Source organism: Streptacidiphilus anmyonensis (assembly GCF_000787855.1).
Lineage (GTDB): Bacteria > Actinomycetota > Actinomycetes > Streptomycetales > Streptomycetaceae > Streptacidiphilus > Streptacidiphilus anmyonensis.
In genome coordinates this window covers 2504-16774 of record NZ_BBPQ01000005.1, presented here as the reverse complement: position 1 = coordinate 16774, position 14271 = coordinate 2504, and the positions used below count along the sequence as shown (strand labels likewise).

Here is a 14271-nt window from a genome sequence, read left to right as displayed (position 1 = left end):
GGCACGACCGCCACGACCGCCGGCACCACTGCCGTAACCGCCGGGGCCGCCGTCACGGCTGGTAACGGTCGCTGAAGCGGTAGACGGCGACAGCCACTTCGGGGCGGATCCGCAGCACGGGGCAGCGGATCCGCCCCTCGCTTGTGCTCACAGGACGAGAGGAACGCGTACACCCATGGGACCGACCACGCTGGAGAGGCCGACCGAGGCCGGCGGAGCGGCCGAGGGAACGGCCGACGGAGCGGCCGGGGAAGCGGCGGGAGGGGCCCGGGGCGAGGGCCGGCTGCGGGCGCTGCTGCGCTTCTGGCCGTTGACCCGCGGGGACCGGCGCTGGCTGGCCCTGGTCAGCGTGTCGGTGGTGGCCACCGGCCTGGCGGAGACGGTGGCCGTGCTGCTCTTCGGTCACCTCACCGACAGCGCCCTGCAGACGGGTTCGCTGCACGCCTACTGGGGGCCGGCCGGGGTCTGGCTCGCCGTCAGCATCGTCGCCGCACTGGTCGGGTTCGGCGGCAACTGCCTGGGCGCGTGGGTCGGCGAACGCTTCATCCTGCGGCTGCGCGCACACGTCTTCGCCCACCTGCAGCGGCTCCCCGCCCACTTCTTCCAGCGGCACCGGGCCGGCGACCTCGTCGAGCGGCTCACCGGCGACGTCACGGCCGTCGAGGAGCTGGCCGTGACCGGCGCGATCGGCATCGCCTCGGCGCTGATCAACGTGGTCCTGTTCGGCGCGGCGCTCGCCTGGCTGCGCTGGGACATGGCCCTGGCCGTCCTCGCCGCCTCGCCCGTGTTCTGGCTGGCAGCGCGCCGCATGACCGACCGGGTCGACGCCGCGGCCCACGCCCAACGGGCCGCCGACGGCGCGGTGAGCGCGGTCATCGAGGAGTCCCTGCGCGGTGTGACGCTCCGTCGGATGTTCGGGCGTGCGGGGGAGGAGGAGCGACGCCTCGACGTCGAGGCGGGGCGCTGGCTGCGGGCCACCATGTCGGCGGTGCGCCTGGAGGAGTGCTACCACCAGGTGGTGGTCGTGCTGGAGTCGGTGTGCGTACTCGGGGTGATCGGGCTGGGTACCTGGGAGGTCGGACACCACCGGATGACGGTCGGCCAGCTGCTGTCCTTCGCGGCGTTCCTGGGCTGCCTCTACCCGCCGCTGCAGTCGCTCGGGCGCACCACGCTGCTCGTCACGTCCGCCGCGGCGGCGGCCGAGCGGGTCGCCGAGATCTGGGACGCCCCGGCGGTGGAGGACACGCCCGCGGCGGAGACGCTCGTGGAGGAGGTGCTCGCGGAGGAGGTGCTCGTCGAGGACCTTCCCGCGCACACGGCCGCCGTGTCCGGAGCCGCGTCCGCCGCCTGGTCGGGGGCCGCGCTCGGGGCCACCTCCGGCGCGGCGTCGACGGGATCGACCACCGGACTCGTTCCGGCGCTGGAGTTCCGCGGTGTCACCCTCTGCTTCCCCGGCGCGGCGGACCCGCTGCTCAGCGGGGTGACCTTCGGACTCGACGCCGGGCGGACGCTGGTGGTCTCCGGCCCGAGCGGCGCGGGCAAGTCGACGCTGGCCCGGCTCGCCCTCCGGCTCGTCGAACCGACCCGAGGACAGGTGCTGCTGGACGGCCGCCCGCTCGACCGGCTGCCGCTGGAGCGCCTGCGCGACCACCTCACGCTGGTGCCGCAGCACACCGAGCTCCTCCCGGCCTCCGCCACGGCCGCCGACAACATCGCCGTGGCCCGGCCCGGCGCGACGCGCGCCGAGGTCGTCGACGCGGCCCGCGAGGCGGGCCTCCACGACGCGCTGACCCGCCTGCCCCAGGGCTACGACACCGTCCTCGACCCGCAGCAGCCGCCGCTCTCCACCGGCGAGCTGCGCCGGCTCGCGCTCGCCCGCGCCTGCCTGCGCGACTCCTCGGTCTGGATCGTTGACGAACCGACGTGCGGCCTGGACCCGGAGGCCGCCGCCGCGACCCTGGCGGCCCTGCGCCGACGTGCGGCACACTGCGCGATGCTGGTCATCAGCCATGATCCGGAGCTCTGCCCGTGGGCGGACTCCCGTCTGATCCTGCGCGAGGGCCGCCTGTCCGGCCCGACCCCCTCGGCGGGCGTAGGGTCGCCGTGCGAGGACCACGGCGAGGTGGTGCCGCGAGGAAGGTGAGCCGGTCGATGAAGACGCGGATGGAGACCCTGTCGTTCGACAGCGACAGCCTGGAGGCCACGGAAGCCTTCCTGTCGTCCGCCTACACGCCGATGCGGATCGGCGGGCGCGCGGAGGACACCCGCGCGCGGATCGATCGGCGGGCCGTCGGCACGCTGACGGTGGACCGCCTGTCGCTCGGCTACGACATGGGCTACGACGCCGGAAGCCTGGGCCGGGTGTGCCTGATCCACCTGCACAGCGGCACCCTGGTCGACCGCACGTCCGGGCGCGAGGACGTCTTCGGCCCGGGGGAGACGTTCCTGCTCGCGCCCCCGGACCAGCCGTACCGGGGCGAGGTCCGCTCGGCCCGCTACACCATCGCCATGTTCGACCTCGCGGTGCTCGACAAGGTCGCGAACCTCCCGCCCGACGCCGGACCGGTGCGCCTCACCGGCGCCCGCGCCGCGACGCCGGCCGCGAACCGGCAACTCGCCGACGTGGTCGCGTACCTGCGGGACGGCCTGCTGGACAACCCCACCGCCTGGCAGTCCCCGCTGGTGATGGCGACGGCCGTGCAGCATCTGGCCGCCGCCACCCTGGCCGCCCTGCCCAACACCGCCGTGAACCCGCCGACCCGTCAGGAGAGCCGCGACGGCGGCAACGAGACACTGCGCCGGGCCACCGCGTTCATCGACGAGCACGCCGACGAGGACATCGGCCTGGCCGACATCGCCCGCGCGGCGGGCGTGACCCCCCGGGCACTCCAGTACGCCTTCCGCCGTCACGCCGACACCACCCCGATGGCGCACCTGCGCATGGTCCGCCTCGACCTGGCCCACCGGGACCTGCTCGCGGCCGACCCCGCCACCGACACCGTCACCGAGATCGCCGCGCGCTGGGGCTTCTGGCACCCCGGCCACTTCGCCGACCGCTACCGCCGCGTCTACGGGCACGGCCCCAGCCGCACGCTGCGCGGGTAGGGCGGCGCGCGGGGGCCGGGTTTCGTTTCCGGGACGGTCGGAGGTTCGCCGTGGCGGTAGTCCCGGAGGGTCCTCCGCTTGGAGGCTTGAGGCGTCCTGTCCTTCGAGCCGACGAGCCGACCCCGACGAGGCGGTGATACCGATGCACCCCGCAGTGCGCAGGCCGGCGGCCTCCTTCTCCTGCCACTGCCGCTGGGACGGCACCGTCGTCTGCCGTGTGCGCGGCCAGGTCGACGTCGACAGCCGCACCGCCGTGCGCGACGCCTTCCGGTTCGCCCTCGACCTCGCCCGGAGCGGCGCGACGCTCGTCGTCGACCTGTCCGACATGGGCTTCTGCGACTCCACCGGGCTCAACGCCCTGCTCCAGCTGCGCCACCGCGCGCAGGCGAAGCAGACGCACATGGTCCTGTCCGGACCGCAGCGCCAGTTCCGTCGCCTGCTGGAGGTCATCGGCGCCGACGCCCTGTGGACCGTCCACTCGAACCTCGACGCGGCGATCCGCGCCGCGGCGGAGGACGCGCGGTGACCGCCGCCTACGGCGCGGAGGAGCCGGCCCAGGCCGCGACCACGCCGCTCGACGCGGCACGCGCCGCGCTGGACGAGGCCGAGCGGGAACCGACCGGTGACGCCTGGCGGCTGACCCCGCGGGACGCGGAGGCCGTGCGCCGCGTCCTGGAACCCCTCGACGCGCTGGGCGCGCCCACGTGCGCGGAGGCCGCAGGCCCGGCCGGGCGGCGAGGCCCGGACGAGGAGGCGGCGCTGCGACGCGAGGCGCTCGCCGCCGTCGCGGTCGCCGTCCTGCACACCGAGGGCGGCCTGCGCCGCCTGCTGTCCGCCGTCTGCGCCGCCCTGGAACCCCTCCTCCATCCGTCCACCCCCGCCTGGGGCGACGCGGACCCCTACGGCCCGGAGCACCGCGCCGAGGCGGAGCGGCTCCTGCGCCGGCTGCGCGACGTGCTCCACGCCGCACTCGCCGCCGCCCACCGCGCCGAGGCGGCCCGGCTGCCGTAGCGGCGTCTCCGCCGCCCGGGGCAGAAATGGGGCGCCCGGTTCGGGGAGGCGCGGAGCGTGGAGCGGAAGCCGAGTGCACGCGACGGTGAGGGCGCGGTGAGGCACGCCGGGCCGCGCGGGCCGAGCGCCGTCGGCAGGTGCCGCCGCCCCGGATGGACGGACCGTTGGCGCTGCTGGACCGGGCCGTCCAGGAGGCCGACGTCGTCTACGTCGCCCACCCCGGGCTCGACGGGATGGAGACCGCGGCCGCCCTGTGGCGCGGCGTCCCGCTCCGCGCGCCGGTGACGGCGACCTGATGGCGGGTCCCCGGCGTGCGGGTGCCGACCGGCCGGGCCGCAGCCGGGGAGTGGCCGGAGCGGCAGTAGTACGTGGCCGACGCGTGGATCGCCGAACGGTCGGAGCACGACGGCTGAGTCCGCGCCACCGGCCCGAAGGCAAGCCCGATTCGAACCCCGCGCAGTGCTCTCGGGGTACACGGTGCGGGGTGGGCATCCGAGTTGACGAGGCTTCGGACGACGTGGGCGGGCGCGCGCGGTGAGCGGGAGCGCTCAGTCCTCGGCGAAGGGGCCCGCCTCGACGAAACGCCGCAGGCAGCGGGCGAAGACCTCGGCGTCCGACGCGGGCCAGGCGTCGAGCGAGCGCTCGATGCGGGCCGCGAGACGCTGCCGGGTGACCTGGATCAGCTCGCGGCCCTCGTCCGTGACGGCCAGCAGGGTGGCGCGGCCGTCGGCGGGATCGGGTTCGCGCCGCAGCAGCCCCGCGCGTTCCAGGCGGTCGGCGCGGCGCGTCACGGTGGTGCGGTCCAGCTCGACGGCGCGCCCGAGGTCGGCCGCGCTGCACGGGCCGGTCCTGGTCAGGCCGCTGAGCACGGGGTAGGTCAGTTCGTCCAGCGCCTCGCCCAGACCCTCGGTCAGGTGGGCGTAGAGGCGGGCGCGCGTGGTGCGGCGCAGGAGCGTGCCGAGCGCGTCGGCGATCTCCTGGCCCGTCGTGTTCGTCACGTCCCCAGCTTAGCGTGCGCGACGCACGCTTTTGCGGTACGGTTCAGATGCGTGCTTGAAGCACGCATCTCTCGACGATGAACCCTCGACGACGAACCGGAGTACTCCCATGGACCGCACCGACATCCGCACCGCTCTGACCGACCTGCTGCTCACCCCGGGGCTCGCCCTGGAGGAGGCCGTGGACCGGCACTTCGCCCCCGACTACCGCCAGCGGACCGACGGTCGCTGGGACGACCGCGCGGAGTTCCTCGCCCACATCGCCCACCTGCGCACGGTCGTGGCCGACGGCTCCGTCGAGGTGCACGACGAGCTCGTGAGCGGCGACCGCTACGCCGACCGGCACACCGTCAGCGTCACCAAGACGGACGGTTCGACCGTGCGCATGGAGGTCTACCTGTTCGCCGAGTTCGCCCCTGACGGGCGCTTCCGTCGGATCGAGGAGACCACCCTGCTGCTCGAAGGCGGCGACGACGACCGCGACCTCGGCAGCGCCCGCTGAACCACGGGGTGCGGCCCGATTCCGAAACGGCGGCACGCCGCCGTTTCGGACCTCCCCGGCTGTGGATCTGAGGCGACATACCGTCATATAGCGGACGTTCCCTGGCGAACGCCGCCCGCATCCCTCGTGTGATCCCATCCTGGAGGCACCACCATGCGCACTGGCCCCCGCCGTCTCGGCACGGCCGTCGCCACCGTCCTGGCCACCCTCACGGCCCTCGCCGCCACCGCTCCCGCCACGTCCGCCACGCCCCACTCCGCCCCCGCGAAGGACGCCGGCGGCTCCCATGCCGTGTTCGTCCAGACCAACAATCCCTCGGGCAACCAGATCGTCGCCTACCACCGGGAGGACAACGGTCGTCTGATCCAGGCCGGCACCTTCGACACCGGCGGCAAGGGCGGCCAGCTGACCGGCTCGGTCGCGGACCACCTGGCCTCCCAGGGGTCGCTGACCTACGACTCCGCGCACGCCCTGCTCTTCGCCGTCAACGCGGGAAGCGACACGGTGTCGGTCTTCTCCGTCCGCGGCGACCGTCTGGAGCTGCGTCAGGTCATCGGCTCCGGCGGCCGGTTCCCCGTCAGCGTCGCGGTCCACTGCGACGAGGTCTTCGTCCTCAACGCCCTGGACGGCGGATCGATCCAGGGCTACACCCTGGACGGCGACCGCCTGCACCGGCACGGCGACTGGCGCCGTCGCCTCGGTCTGGACCCGCACGCCACCCCGCAGTTCACCAACACCCCCGGCCAGGTCGGCTTCACCGGCGACGGCTCCCAGCTCGTGGTCACCACCAAGGCCAACGGGAACAACCTGGAGGTCTTCGGCATCGCGCGCTCCGGGGAGCCCTCCGAGCACCCGCGGACGACCAACCTGCCCGACGCGGTGCCCTTCGGCTTCGTCCCCAACGGGGGCCACGGCATCTTCCTGACCGAGGCCGGACCCAACGCGCTGACCACCGTCGACATCCACCGGGACGGAAGGGCCGAGCAGGTCGCCTTCGCGGCCACCGGCCAGCAGGCCACCTGCTGGGTCGTCGCCATCGGCGACCTGCTGTACACCTCGAACGCGGGCAGCAACTCCGTCAGCGGCTTCCGCGCAAGCGACCACGGTCGGCGCCTCACCGCGCTCGGCCACGCGAGCACCGACCCGGGCACGATCGACGCGGCCGCGTCGAGCAACGGCCGGTTCCTGTACGTCCTCACCGGGGTCAACGGGATCGTCGACGAGTTCGCGGTGGCCCACGACGGGACCCTGCGCCAGATCGGCGCCGCCGACGTCCCCGACGGCGCGGGGAGCGAGGGCATCGTCGCCTTCTGACCGCGCCGGGCGCCCTCGGCGCCACGTGAAGGTTCAAGTGAGATGAGGACCTGGGACGGTTCGTCTTCGGCCCGTGTCAGCCGCGTGGTGCGGCTGCTACGCTCGCAGGATGACGACCGAGGACGAGCCGCCCCAGGCTCCGGCGGACGAGCACGCGGACCTGTGGCTCGCCCCCGGCGAACTGGCGTCCTGGCTGTCCGTGGTCCGGCTGATGACCAGGCTGCCGTGGGCGATCGACGCGCAGCTCCAGCGGGACGCGGAACTGAGCATGGTCGAGTACATGGCCCTGGCGATGCTGTCCGAGGCTCCCGAGTGGACCCTGCGGATGAGCGTGCTGGCCGAGAACACGAGCAGCTCGCTGTCGCGGCTCTCGCACATGGTCAAGCGGCTCGAGAGCCGGGGCTACGTCCGCCGCGAGGCGGATCCGGCCGACGGGCGCTTCACCAACGCCATCCTGCTGCCCGCCGGCATGGCCAAGCTCGAGTCGGCCGCGCCCGCGCACGTGGCCTTCGTGCGCCGCCTGGTCGTGGACAACCTCTCGGCCGAGCGCCTGCGCCGGCTGGGCCAGGACGCCGAGCGCATCCTCCAGCGCATAGACTCGCCCGCCCGTTGACGCTTCAAGTCATCGCAAGCCAACTCGCCTGAAAATCCATGACGCTCTGCTCTTGCGCCAGGGCATGACTTGAAGGTTAAAGTGAATACGCACCCGGAAGACACGACGAGCCAGGGGAGTCGAGATGTCGTACGACAACGAGAAGATCATCCGCGCCGCGTACCAGGTCGCCGAGGAGCAGGACGTCCCCGGCTGGGTGGCGGCGTTCACCGAGGACGGCACGTTCACGGACATGTCGATCCCGCTGACCTACAAGGGCCCCGAGGAGCTCGGCAGGACCGTTGAGGTCTACGCCAAGGCCTTCCCCGACATGCACCGCGAGCTGGAGCGCTTCTACGTCACCGGCGACATCGTGGTCGTGCAGCTGCGCCTCCAGGGCACCCACACCGGCCCGCTCGAAACGCCCGCCGGCACCGTGCCGCCCACCGGCAAGCGCATGGACGCCCCGTGCTGCGACGTCTTCGAGCTGGTCGACGGCAGGATCAAGCGCTTCGACTGCTATGCCGAGGGCTCGGTCATCGCCCGCCAGCTCGGCCTCGCCTGAGTCCGGCGGCGGGGCGGGAATATCCGCTGCGCCCGATGCGCTGTGACGTGAGCCCTCAAGTTCAGACGTCCAGGGTTTGACTTGAAGGCTCAAGTCATAGAGGAGGTCATCGTGACCACCGCAACACCGACGCCGACACCGGGCCGCTACGTCATCGACGCACCGCGCTCCGAGATCACCTTCACCACCAAGCACATGTTCGGGCTGGGCACGGTCCGCGGCAGCTTCCAGCTGCGCGGCGGCACCGTCTCCCTCGCCGAGCCGCTCACCGCGAGCCGCGTGGACGCCGTCGCCGACGCCGCCAGCTTCGCCACCGGCAACAAGAACCGCGACCGCCAGGTCCTGTCCAAGACGCTGCTCGACACGGACGCCTACCCCGACATCGTCTTCACCGCGAGCGGGGCCGAACTGGACGAGGCCGGCGCCTGGGCGCTCCCCGGGGTGCTGACGGCCCACGGGGTCCGCGTGCCGGTCACCTTCACCGTCGCCAGGGCCGAGGTCGAGGGCGACGAGATCGCCGTCGAGGCCACCGCGACCGTCGACCGCTACGCCCACGGGGTGACCAAGGTCAAGGGCATGGCCGCCCGCTACCTGGAGCTCACCGCGACCGTCCGCGCCCGCCGCGCCGACGACGGCGCCGCCTAGCACTGCCCCGGGGGGAAGCCCCGAACCCAAGGAGTGAGCACCATGGGGACTCTCAAGATCGCCGTGATCCTCGGCTCGACCCGGCCCGGCCGCAACGGCAAGCAGGTCGCCGACTGGGTCGTGGACCGGGCGGGCGCGCGCACCGGCGCCGAGTACGAGCTGGTCGACCTCGCCGACTGGCCGCTGCCCTTCATGGACGAGCCGATGCCGCCGTCCTTCGGCCAGTACCGGCACGAGCACACCCGCCGGTGGGCGGCCAAGGTCGCCGAGTTCGACGGCTACGTCTTCGTCACGCCCGAGTACAACCGCTCCATCCCGGGCGTGCTCAAGAACGCGCTCGACTTCGCCTACGCCGAGTGGAACAACAAGGCCGCCGCGGTGGTGTCCTACGGGACGGTCGGCGGCGTGCGCGCCGCGGAGCACCTGCGGAGCGTCGCCAGCGCGCTCCAGCTGGCCCACGTCCACCAGCAGCTGGCCTTCTCGCTGTTCACCGACTTCGAGAACCTCTCGCTGTTCAAGCCCGGCCCCCAGCACGACGCCGCGGCCACCACGATGTTCGAGGAGATCGAAGCCTGGGCCACGGCCATGAGGACGCTGCGCGACTGAGCGGACGAGGGGACGGCGCTCCCCGTCGGCAGGCCGTACCGCGTGCGGGCCAGCAGACTGGAAGGGCTGTTCCCCGGATCCACGCGACAGTCCTGGGTGGTGAGCCATGGCAGAGGGCGCCGACACGGTACGGACCGTGATCATGACCGTGGACGACGACCCCGCGGTGTCCCGCGCGGTCGCCCGAGACCTGCGCCGGCGTTACGGCGAGGAGTACCGGGTGGTGCGCGCCGAGTCGGGCGCGGACGCGCTGGACGCGCTGCGCGAGCTCAAGCTGCGCGGCGCGCCCGTCGCGGTGATCCTCGCCGACTACCGGATGCCGCAGATGAACGGCATCGAGCTGCTGGAGGAGGCCCTCGACCTGTTCCCCGGGGCCCGGCGGGTGCTGCTCACCGCCTACGCGGACACCAGCGCCGCGATCGACGCCATCAACGTCGTCGACCTCGACCACTACCTGCTCAAGCCGTGGGAACCGCCGGAGGAGAAGCTGTACCCGGTGGTCGACGACCTGCTGGAGTCCTGGCGGGCCACGGACGGGCGGGGCGTGAACATCACCAAGGTCGTCGGTCACCGCTGGTCCGCCCGGTCCTCGCAGGTCCGGGAGTTCCTCGCGCGCAACCAGGTGCCCTACCGGTGGTACTCCGTCGAGGAGCCGGAGGGCGCGCGCCTGCTGGCCGCCGCAGGTCAGGACCCGCGGCGGCTGCCGCTGGTGGTCACCCCGGACGGCGGCGCCCTCGTCGAGCCCGGGGAGCGCGAGCTGGCCGCCGGGGTCGGCCTGTCGATCACCCCCGCGGCCGACTTCTACGACCTGGTCATCGTCGGCGGCGGCCCCGCCGGCCTCGGCGCGGCCGTCTACGGCGCCTCGGAGGGACTGCGCACCGTCCTGGTGGAGCGCGAGGCGACCGGCGGCCAGGCGGGCCAGAGCTCCCGCATCGAGAACTACCTCGGGTTCCCCGACGGCGTCTCCGGTGCGCAGCTCACCGACCGGGCGCGCCGCCAGGCCACGAAGTTCGGCGCGGAACTGCTCACGGCGTCCAAGGTCACCGGCCTGGAGGTGCACGGCGCGGCCCGGACGCTGCGCTTCGCCGACGGCTCCGCCGTCTCCGCGCACGCCGTGATCCTTGCCATGGGCGTCTCCTACCGGCAGCTGGACGTGCCCGGGGTCGCGGAGCTGACCGGGAGCGGCGTCTACTACGGCTCGGCCCTGACCGAGGCGGCGGCCTGCGCGGGGCAGGACGTGTACATCGTCGGCGGGGCGAACTCCGCCGGCCAGGCCGCGATGTTCCTCGCCCGACGGGCGCGCCGGGTCACCCTGCTGGTCCGGGCGTCGAAGCTGTCCGCCTCCATGTCGTACTACCTGCTCCAGCGGGTCGAGGAGGCCGAGAACATCACCGTGCGCACCGACACGGTCGTGGAGGCCGCCCACGGCAAGGAGCACCTGGAGGGGCTGACCGTGCGCAACCGGGTGACCGGCGAGTCCGAGACCGTCGACGCCCAGTGGATGTACGTCTTCATCGGCGCGGCCCCGCTGACCGACTGGCTGGACGGCACGGTCCTGCGGGACCCCCGCGGCTTCGTGCTGACCGGCCCCGACATGACCGCCGACGGGCGCCCCCCAGCCGCCTGGGCGCTGGACCGGCCCCCCTACCACCTGGAGACCAACGTGCCCGGGGTCTTCGCCGCCGGGGACGTGCGCGCCGAGTCCGCCAAACGGGTGGCCTCCGCCGTCGGCGAGGGCGCCATGGCCGTCATGCTGGCCCACCGGTACCTGGAGCAGTCATGACCGCCGGGCCGGGCAGTCCCCTGCGCTGCGCGGAGGAGGAGCTGCGGACGCTGTTCCTGTTCGAGAAGCTGACGCCCGGGCAGCTCACGCAGCTGTGCCGGGACGGCCACGTCGAGTGGTTCGAGCCGGGCCCGGTGTACCGGGAGGGTGATCCGGCCACGGGCTTCTACGTGCTCTTCCAGGGCACGGTGGTGCTCTCGCGCCGGGTGGGCGACCAGGAGGTGGACGTCACCCGCACCTCCTCGCCCGGCGTGTACGCCGGGGCCTTCCAGGCGTACCTCGGCGACCAGGTGCCGCAGGTCTACAACAACTCGATGCGGGTGACCGAGCGGTCCCGGTTCTTCGTGCTGCCCGCGCAGGCGTTCGCGGAGATCATGCGCGCCTGGTTCCCGATGGCCGTGCACCTGCTGGAGGGCCTGTTCTTCGGGATCAAGAACACCCAGGAGGCGATCGGCCAGCGGGAACGGCTGCTGGCCCTCGGCTCGGTGACGGCCGGGCTCACCCACGAGCTCAACAACCCAGCGGCCGCCGCCGTCCGGGCCACCTCCGCGCTGCGCGAGCGCATCGCGCGGGTACGCCGCGAGTACGGCGAACTCGCGGCCGAGCCGCACCGGGCGAAGGACCTGGCCTGCCTGAACGACCTCCAGGACCTGACCCTGGCCGAGATGGGGCACGCTCCTGCCCTCAGCCCGCTCCAGACGGCGGACCGGGAGGACGAGGTCGGCGACTGGCTGGAGGACCACGAGGTCGCCGACGACCGGCAGCTGGCGCCCGTCCTGGTCCAGGCGGGCCTGGGCACCGACTGGCTGGACCGGGTCGCCGACGCGCTGCCGAAGGACGCGCTCGGCAGCGCGCTGAAGTGGCTGGGCTGCACCGTCGAGGCCGAGCTGCTGCTCGGCGAGATCGAGGACGCCACCCGCCGCATCTCCGCGCTCGTCGGCGCCGCCAAGCAGTACACGCAGCTGGACCGGGCCCCGTACCAGACCGTCGACGTGCACGAGCTGCTGGACAGCACGCTGCTGCTGCTCGCGGCGAAGATCGGCCCGGACATCACCGTGGTGCGCGAGTACGACCGGACGCTGCCCGGCGTCCCCGGGTACCCCGCCGAGCTGAACCAGGTCTGGACGAACCTGATCGACAACGCCGCGTGGGCCATGCGGCACGCGGGCTCCGGCTCGGGCACGCTCACCGTCCGGACGGCACGGGAGGGGGACCGGGTGCTGGTCGAGTTCCGCGACACCGGCCCCGGGGTGCCAGCCGACGTGCAGAGCCGCGTCTTCGACCCGTTCTTCACCACCAAGCCCGTCGGCGAAGGCACCGGTCTGGGCCTGGACATCTCCTGGCGCATCGTCGTCACCCGGCACGGCGGCGACCTGCGCCTCCAGTCCGTCCCCGGGGACACCCGCTTCCAGGTCCTCCTCCCGATCGACACCCCCAACCACGACAGCGCACCGTCCGACACCCACGAGGAGTCGCCATGAGCAGCGAGCACCCGATCGACCCCACCGTGCCGCCCAGCGGCACCGGCTGCGTCGAATGCGACGCCGTCGACGGCTGGTGGCTCCATCTGCGGCGGTGCGCCGCCTGCGGCCACATCGGCTGCTGCGACGACTCGCCGGCCAAGCACGCCACCGCGCACGCGAAGGCGAGCGGGCATCCGGTGATCCGCAGCTTCGAACCGGGCGAGGTCTGGTTCTGGGACTACGACAAGGACCAGTTCTACGAGTCCGGTCCGCAGTTGGCCCCGCCCGAGCACCACCCGGTGGACCAGCCCGTCCCCGGACCCGCCGGACGGGTGCCCGCCGACTGGCAGCAGCACGTCGGGTAACGGGTAGCGGGCGACGTTCGACGATCGGCGCTCGGTGGCGGCTACCGCGCGGCGGCGGGCGGCGGCAGCCGCAGGCCGGCCAGGTCCGGGGGCACGGGTGCGTCCGGGCGGAAGAAGAACGGCGCCGACTCCCCGTCCGTGGCGGTCGCGGGCGCGTCGGTGAGCCGGAAGCGGTCCCGCAGCCGGCCGTAGAAGTCCGTCGGGTGCAGGCGGATGAGTCGCACGCGCTGCCGGGCCCGGTACACGCCGATCCAGTCGCCCGGATCGAGCACGCCGCGCAGCTGGCCGTCGATGCTGACCGCCGCGCGGCCGGAGTGCGGCAGCATCCGCAGCGCGACCGACTCGTCCGGGGCGGCGACCACGGTGCGGTTGAAGGTCATGTGCGCCGCGATCGGGGTGAACACCACGGCCTCCATGTGCGGGGAGAGCACCGGCCCCCCGGCCGCGAAGGAGTAGGCGGTCGAGCCGGTCGGCGTGGCGACCACGAGGGCGTCGGCCGAGTAGGCGGCCAGCAGCCGGCCTGACACGTACACGCCCGCGCTGACCTGCCGGTCCCGGGCGAGCTTCTCGACGACGACGTCGTTGAGGGCGTTCACGTCCAGGGCGACGCCCCAGCCGTTGCCCTCCGTGCTCTCCGGCCGCACCTGCGGCGGAGGCAGGGCGGGCCCGCGCCCGAAGCAGAGGAAGGACTCCAGCTCGGCCGGGATCTCCGGCAGCCGGGACGCCCGCAGGGTCAGCGTCATCCGCTCCTCCACCAGGGCGTGGCCGCTGTGGACGGCGTCGAGCGCCTCGGTCACGTCGCAGGCGGGGACCTCGGTCAGGAAGCCGACCTTGCCCAGGTCCACGCCGAGCACGCTGGCCCCGGTCTTCACCGCGATCCGGGCGCCGCGCAGGAACGTCCCGTCCCCGCCGAGGGTGACCACCAGATCGGGGTCCCCGGCGGCATGGGCCTCCTCGCGGCCCGAGCGGCGCTGGTGGTCCTGCGACCAGACGTCGATCTCGGTGCAGGGGATGCCGTGGGCCTCGCCCCAGGCGTGCACGATGCGCGCGGCGTCCAGGGCGGCGGTGCGGCCCTGGTGCACGACCAGTCCGATGCGTTGCACGGGCATGGGGGTCCTCGTCCGGCGGGGGCTGTCCCGGTTCCGGCCCGACCGGTCCCGGCTTCTCCAGTTCCATGGTGGGGCCGTGCCCGCCGATCGGCCCGCCAGGGACGCCGGAGACGCAGACACCCCAGACGACGGGCGCGCGTGCCGCGGCAGGCGGCGCGCCCGACCCCGGCGCGCCGCCTGCCGAGCCGCTCACCTGCGGGCGGCGGCCAGGAA

At 73.6% G+C, this 14271-nt stretch carries 16 protein-coding genes; 14 read left to right on the top strand and 2 right to left on the bottom strand.

What is annotated here, in order from left to right; genetic code table 11:
* Window positions 1-175 precede the first annotated feature (175 nt).
* From TR50_RS07555 to TR50_RS46570, 5 genes are all read left to right on the top strand, one after another.
* Window positions 176-2143: an ABC transporter ATP-binding protein gene (locus tag TR50_RS07555; protein ID WP_052440832.1), complete on the top strand. Its 1968-nt coding sequence runs from the start codon at window positions 176-178 to the stop codon at window positions 2141-2143.
* An 8-nt stretch (window positions 2144-2151) separates the two neighbouring features.
* The gene (locus tag TR50_RS07550; RefSeq protein ID WP_236654312.1) at window positions 2152-3105 is read left to right on the top strand and encodes an AraC family transcriptional regulator; all 954 of its coding nucleotides are present in this window, start codon (window positions 2152-2154) and stop codon (window positions 3103-3105) included.
* 142 nt (window positions 3106-3247) lie between these two features.
* Window positions 3248-3631 carry an STAS domain-containing protein gene (locus TR50_RS07545; protein WP_052440831.1) on the top strand — a complete coding sequence of 128 codons (384 nt, stop codon included), beginning with the start codon at window positions 3248-3250 and terminating at the stop codon, window positions 3629-3631.
* The gene (locus TR50_RS07540) at window positions 3628-4116 is read left to right on the top strand and encodes a hypothetical protein (RefSeq protein WP_042416448.1); all 489 of its coding nucleotides are present in this window, start codon (window positions 3628-3630) and stop codon (window positions 4114-4116) included. Before TR50_RS07545 ends, TR50_RS07540 begins: the two co-directional genes overlap by 4 nt.
* A 152-nt stretch (window positions 4117-4268) precedes the next feature.
* Window positions 4269-4412: a hypothetical protein gene (locus TR50_RS46570; RefSeq protein ID WP_160311089.1), complete on the top strand. Its 144-nt coding sequence runs from the start codon at window positions 4269-4271 to the stop codon at window positions 4410-4412.
* A gap of 252 nt (window positions 4413-4664) precedes the next feature.
* Here TR50_RS46570 and TR50_RS07535 read toward each other — a convergent pair whose 3' ends face one another.
* Window positions 4665-5114, bottom strand: coding sequence for a MarR family winged helix-turn-helix transcriptional regulator (locus tag TR50_RS07535; protein ID WP_042416445.1), 450 nt, complete (start codon window positions 5112-5114; stop codon window positions 4665-4667).
* 109 nt (window positions 5115-5223) lie between these two features.
* On the opposite strand from TR50_RS07535, the gene TR50_RS07530 reads away from it, so the two are divergent.
* The 9 genes from TR50_RS07530 to TR50_RS07490 all read left to right on the top strand — a co-directional run bounded on the left by TR50_RS07530 (window position 5224) and on the right by TR50_RS07490 (window position 12949).
* The gene (locus TR50_RS07530; protein WP_042416442.1) at window positions 5224-5616 is read left to right on the top strand and encodes a nuclear transport factor 2 family protein; all 393 of its coding nucleotides are present in this window, start codon (window positions 5224-5226) and stop codon (window positions 5614-5616) included.
* 153 nt (window positions 5617-5769) lie between these two features.
* Window positions 5770-6930: a lactonase family protein gene (locus tag TR50_RS07525; protein ID WP_042416439.1), complete on the top strand. Its 1161-nt coding sequence runs from the start codon at window positions 5770-5772 to the stop codon at window positions 6928-6930.
* 109 nt (window positions 6931-7039) lie between these two features.
* Window positions 7040-7543, top strand: coding sequence for a MarR family winged helix-turn-helix transcriptional regulator (locus TR50_RS07520; RefSeq protein WP_042416437.1), 504 nt, complete (start codon window positions 7040-7042; stop codon window positions 7541-7543).
* A 124-nt stretch (window positions 7544-7667) separates the two neighbouring features.
* Window positions 7668-8087, top strand: coding sequence for a nuclear transport factor 2 family protein (locus TR50_RS07515; RefSeq protein ID WP_042416434.1), 420 nt, complete (start codon window positions 7668-7670; stop codon window positions 8085-8087).
* A gap of 111 nt (window positions 8088-8198) precedes the next feature.
* Window positions 8199-8732 carry a YceI family protein gene (locus TR50_RS07510; protein ID WP_236654311.1) on the top strand — a complete coding sequence of 178 codons (534 nt, stop codon included), beginning with the start codon at window positions 8199-8201 and terminating at the stop codon, window positions 8730-8732.
* Between the two features lie 42 nt (window positions 8733-8774).
* Window positions 8775-9338: an NADPH-dependent FMN reductase gene (locus TR50_RS07505; RefSeq protein WP_042416431.1), complete on the top strand. Its 564-nt coding sequence runs from the start codon at window positions 8775-8777 to the stop codon at window positions 9336-9338.
* A gap of 106 nt (window positions 9339-9444) precedes the next feature.
* The gene (locus tag TR50_RS07500; RefSeq protein ID WP_042416428.1) at window positions 9445-11121 is read left to right on the top strand and encodes an NAD(P)/FAD-dependent oxidoreductase; all 1677 of its coding nucleotides are present in this window, start codon (window positions 9445-9447) and stop codon (window positions 11119-11121) included.
* A complete protein-coding gene (locus TR50_RS07495; protein WP_042416425.1) occupies window positions 11118-12602 on the top strand; it encodes an ATP-binding protein in 1485 nt (494 codons plus the stop codon). The genes TR50_RS07500 and TR50_RS07495 overlap by 4 nt, the downstream gene beginning before the upstream one ends.
* Window positions 12599-12949 carry a UBP-type zinc finger domain-containing protein gene (locus tag TR50_RS07490; protein ID WP_042416422.1) on the top strand — a complete coding sequence of 117 codons (351 nt, stop codon included), beginning with the start codon at window positions 12599-12601 and terminating at the stop codon, window positions 12947-12949. The genes TR50_RS07495 and TR50_RS07490 overlap by 4 nt, the downstream gene beginning before the upstream one ends.
* Before the next feature lie 41 nt (window positions 12950-12990).
* On the opposite strand, the gene TR50_RS07485 is transcribed toward TR50_RS07490, so the two are convergent.
* Entirely contained in the window at window positions 12991-14058 is a 1068-nt protein-coding gene (locus TR50_RS07485) for an NAD(+)/NADH kinase (RefSeq protein WP_042416420.1), read from the bottom strand.
* Between the last annotated feature and the right edge of the window lie 213 nt (window positions 14059-14271).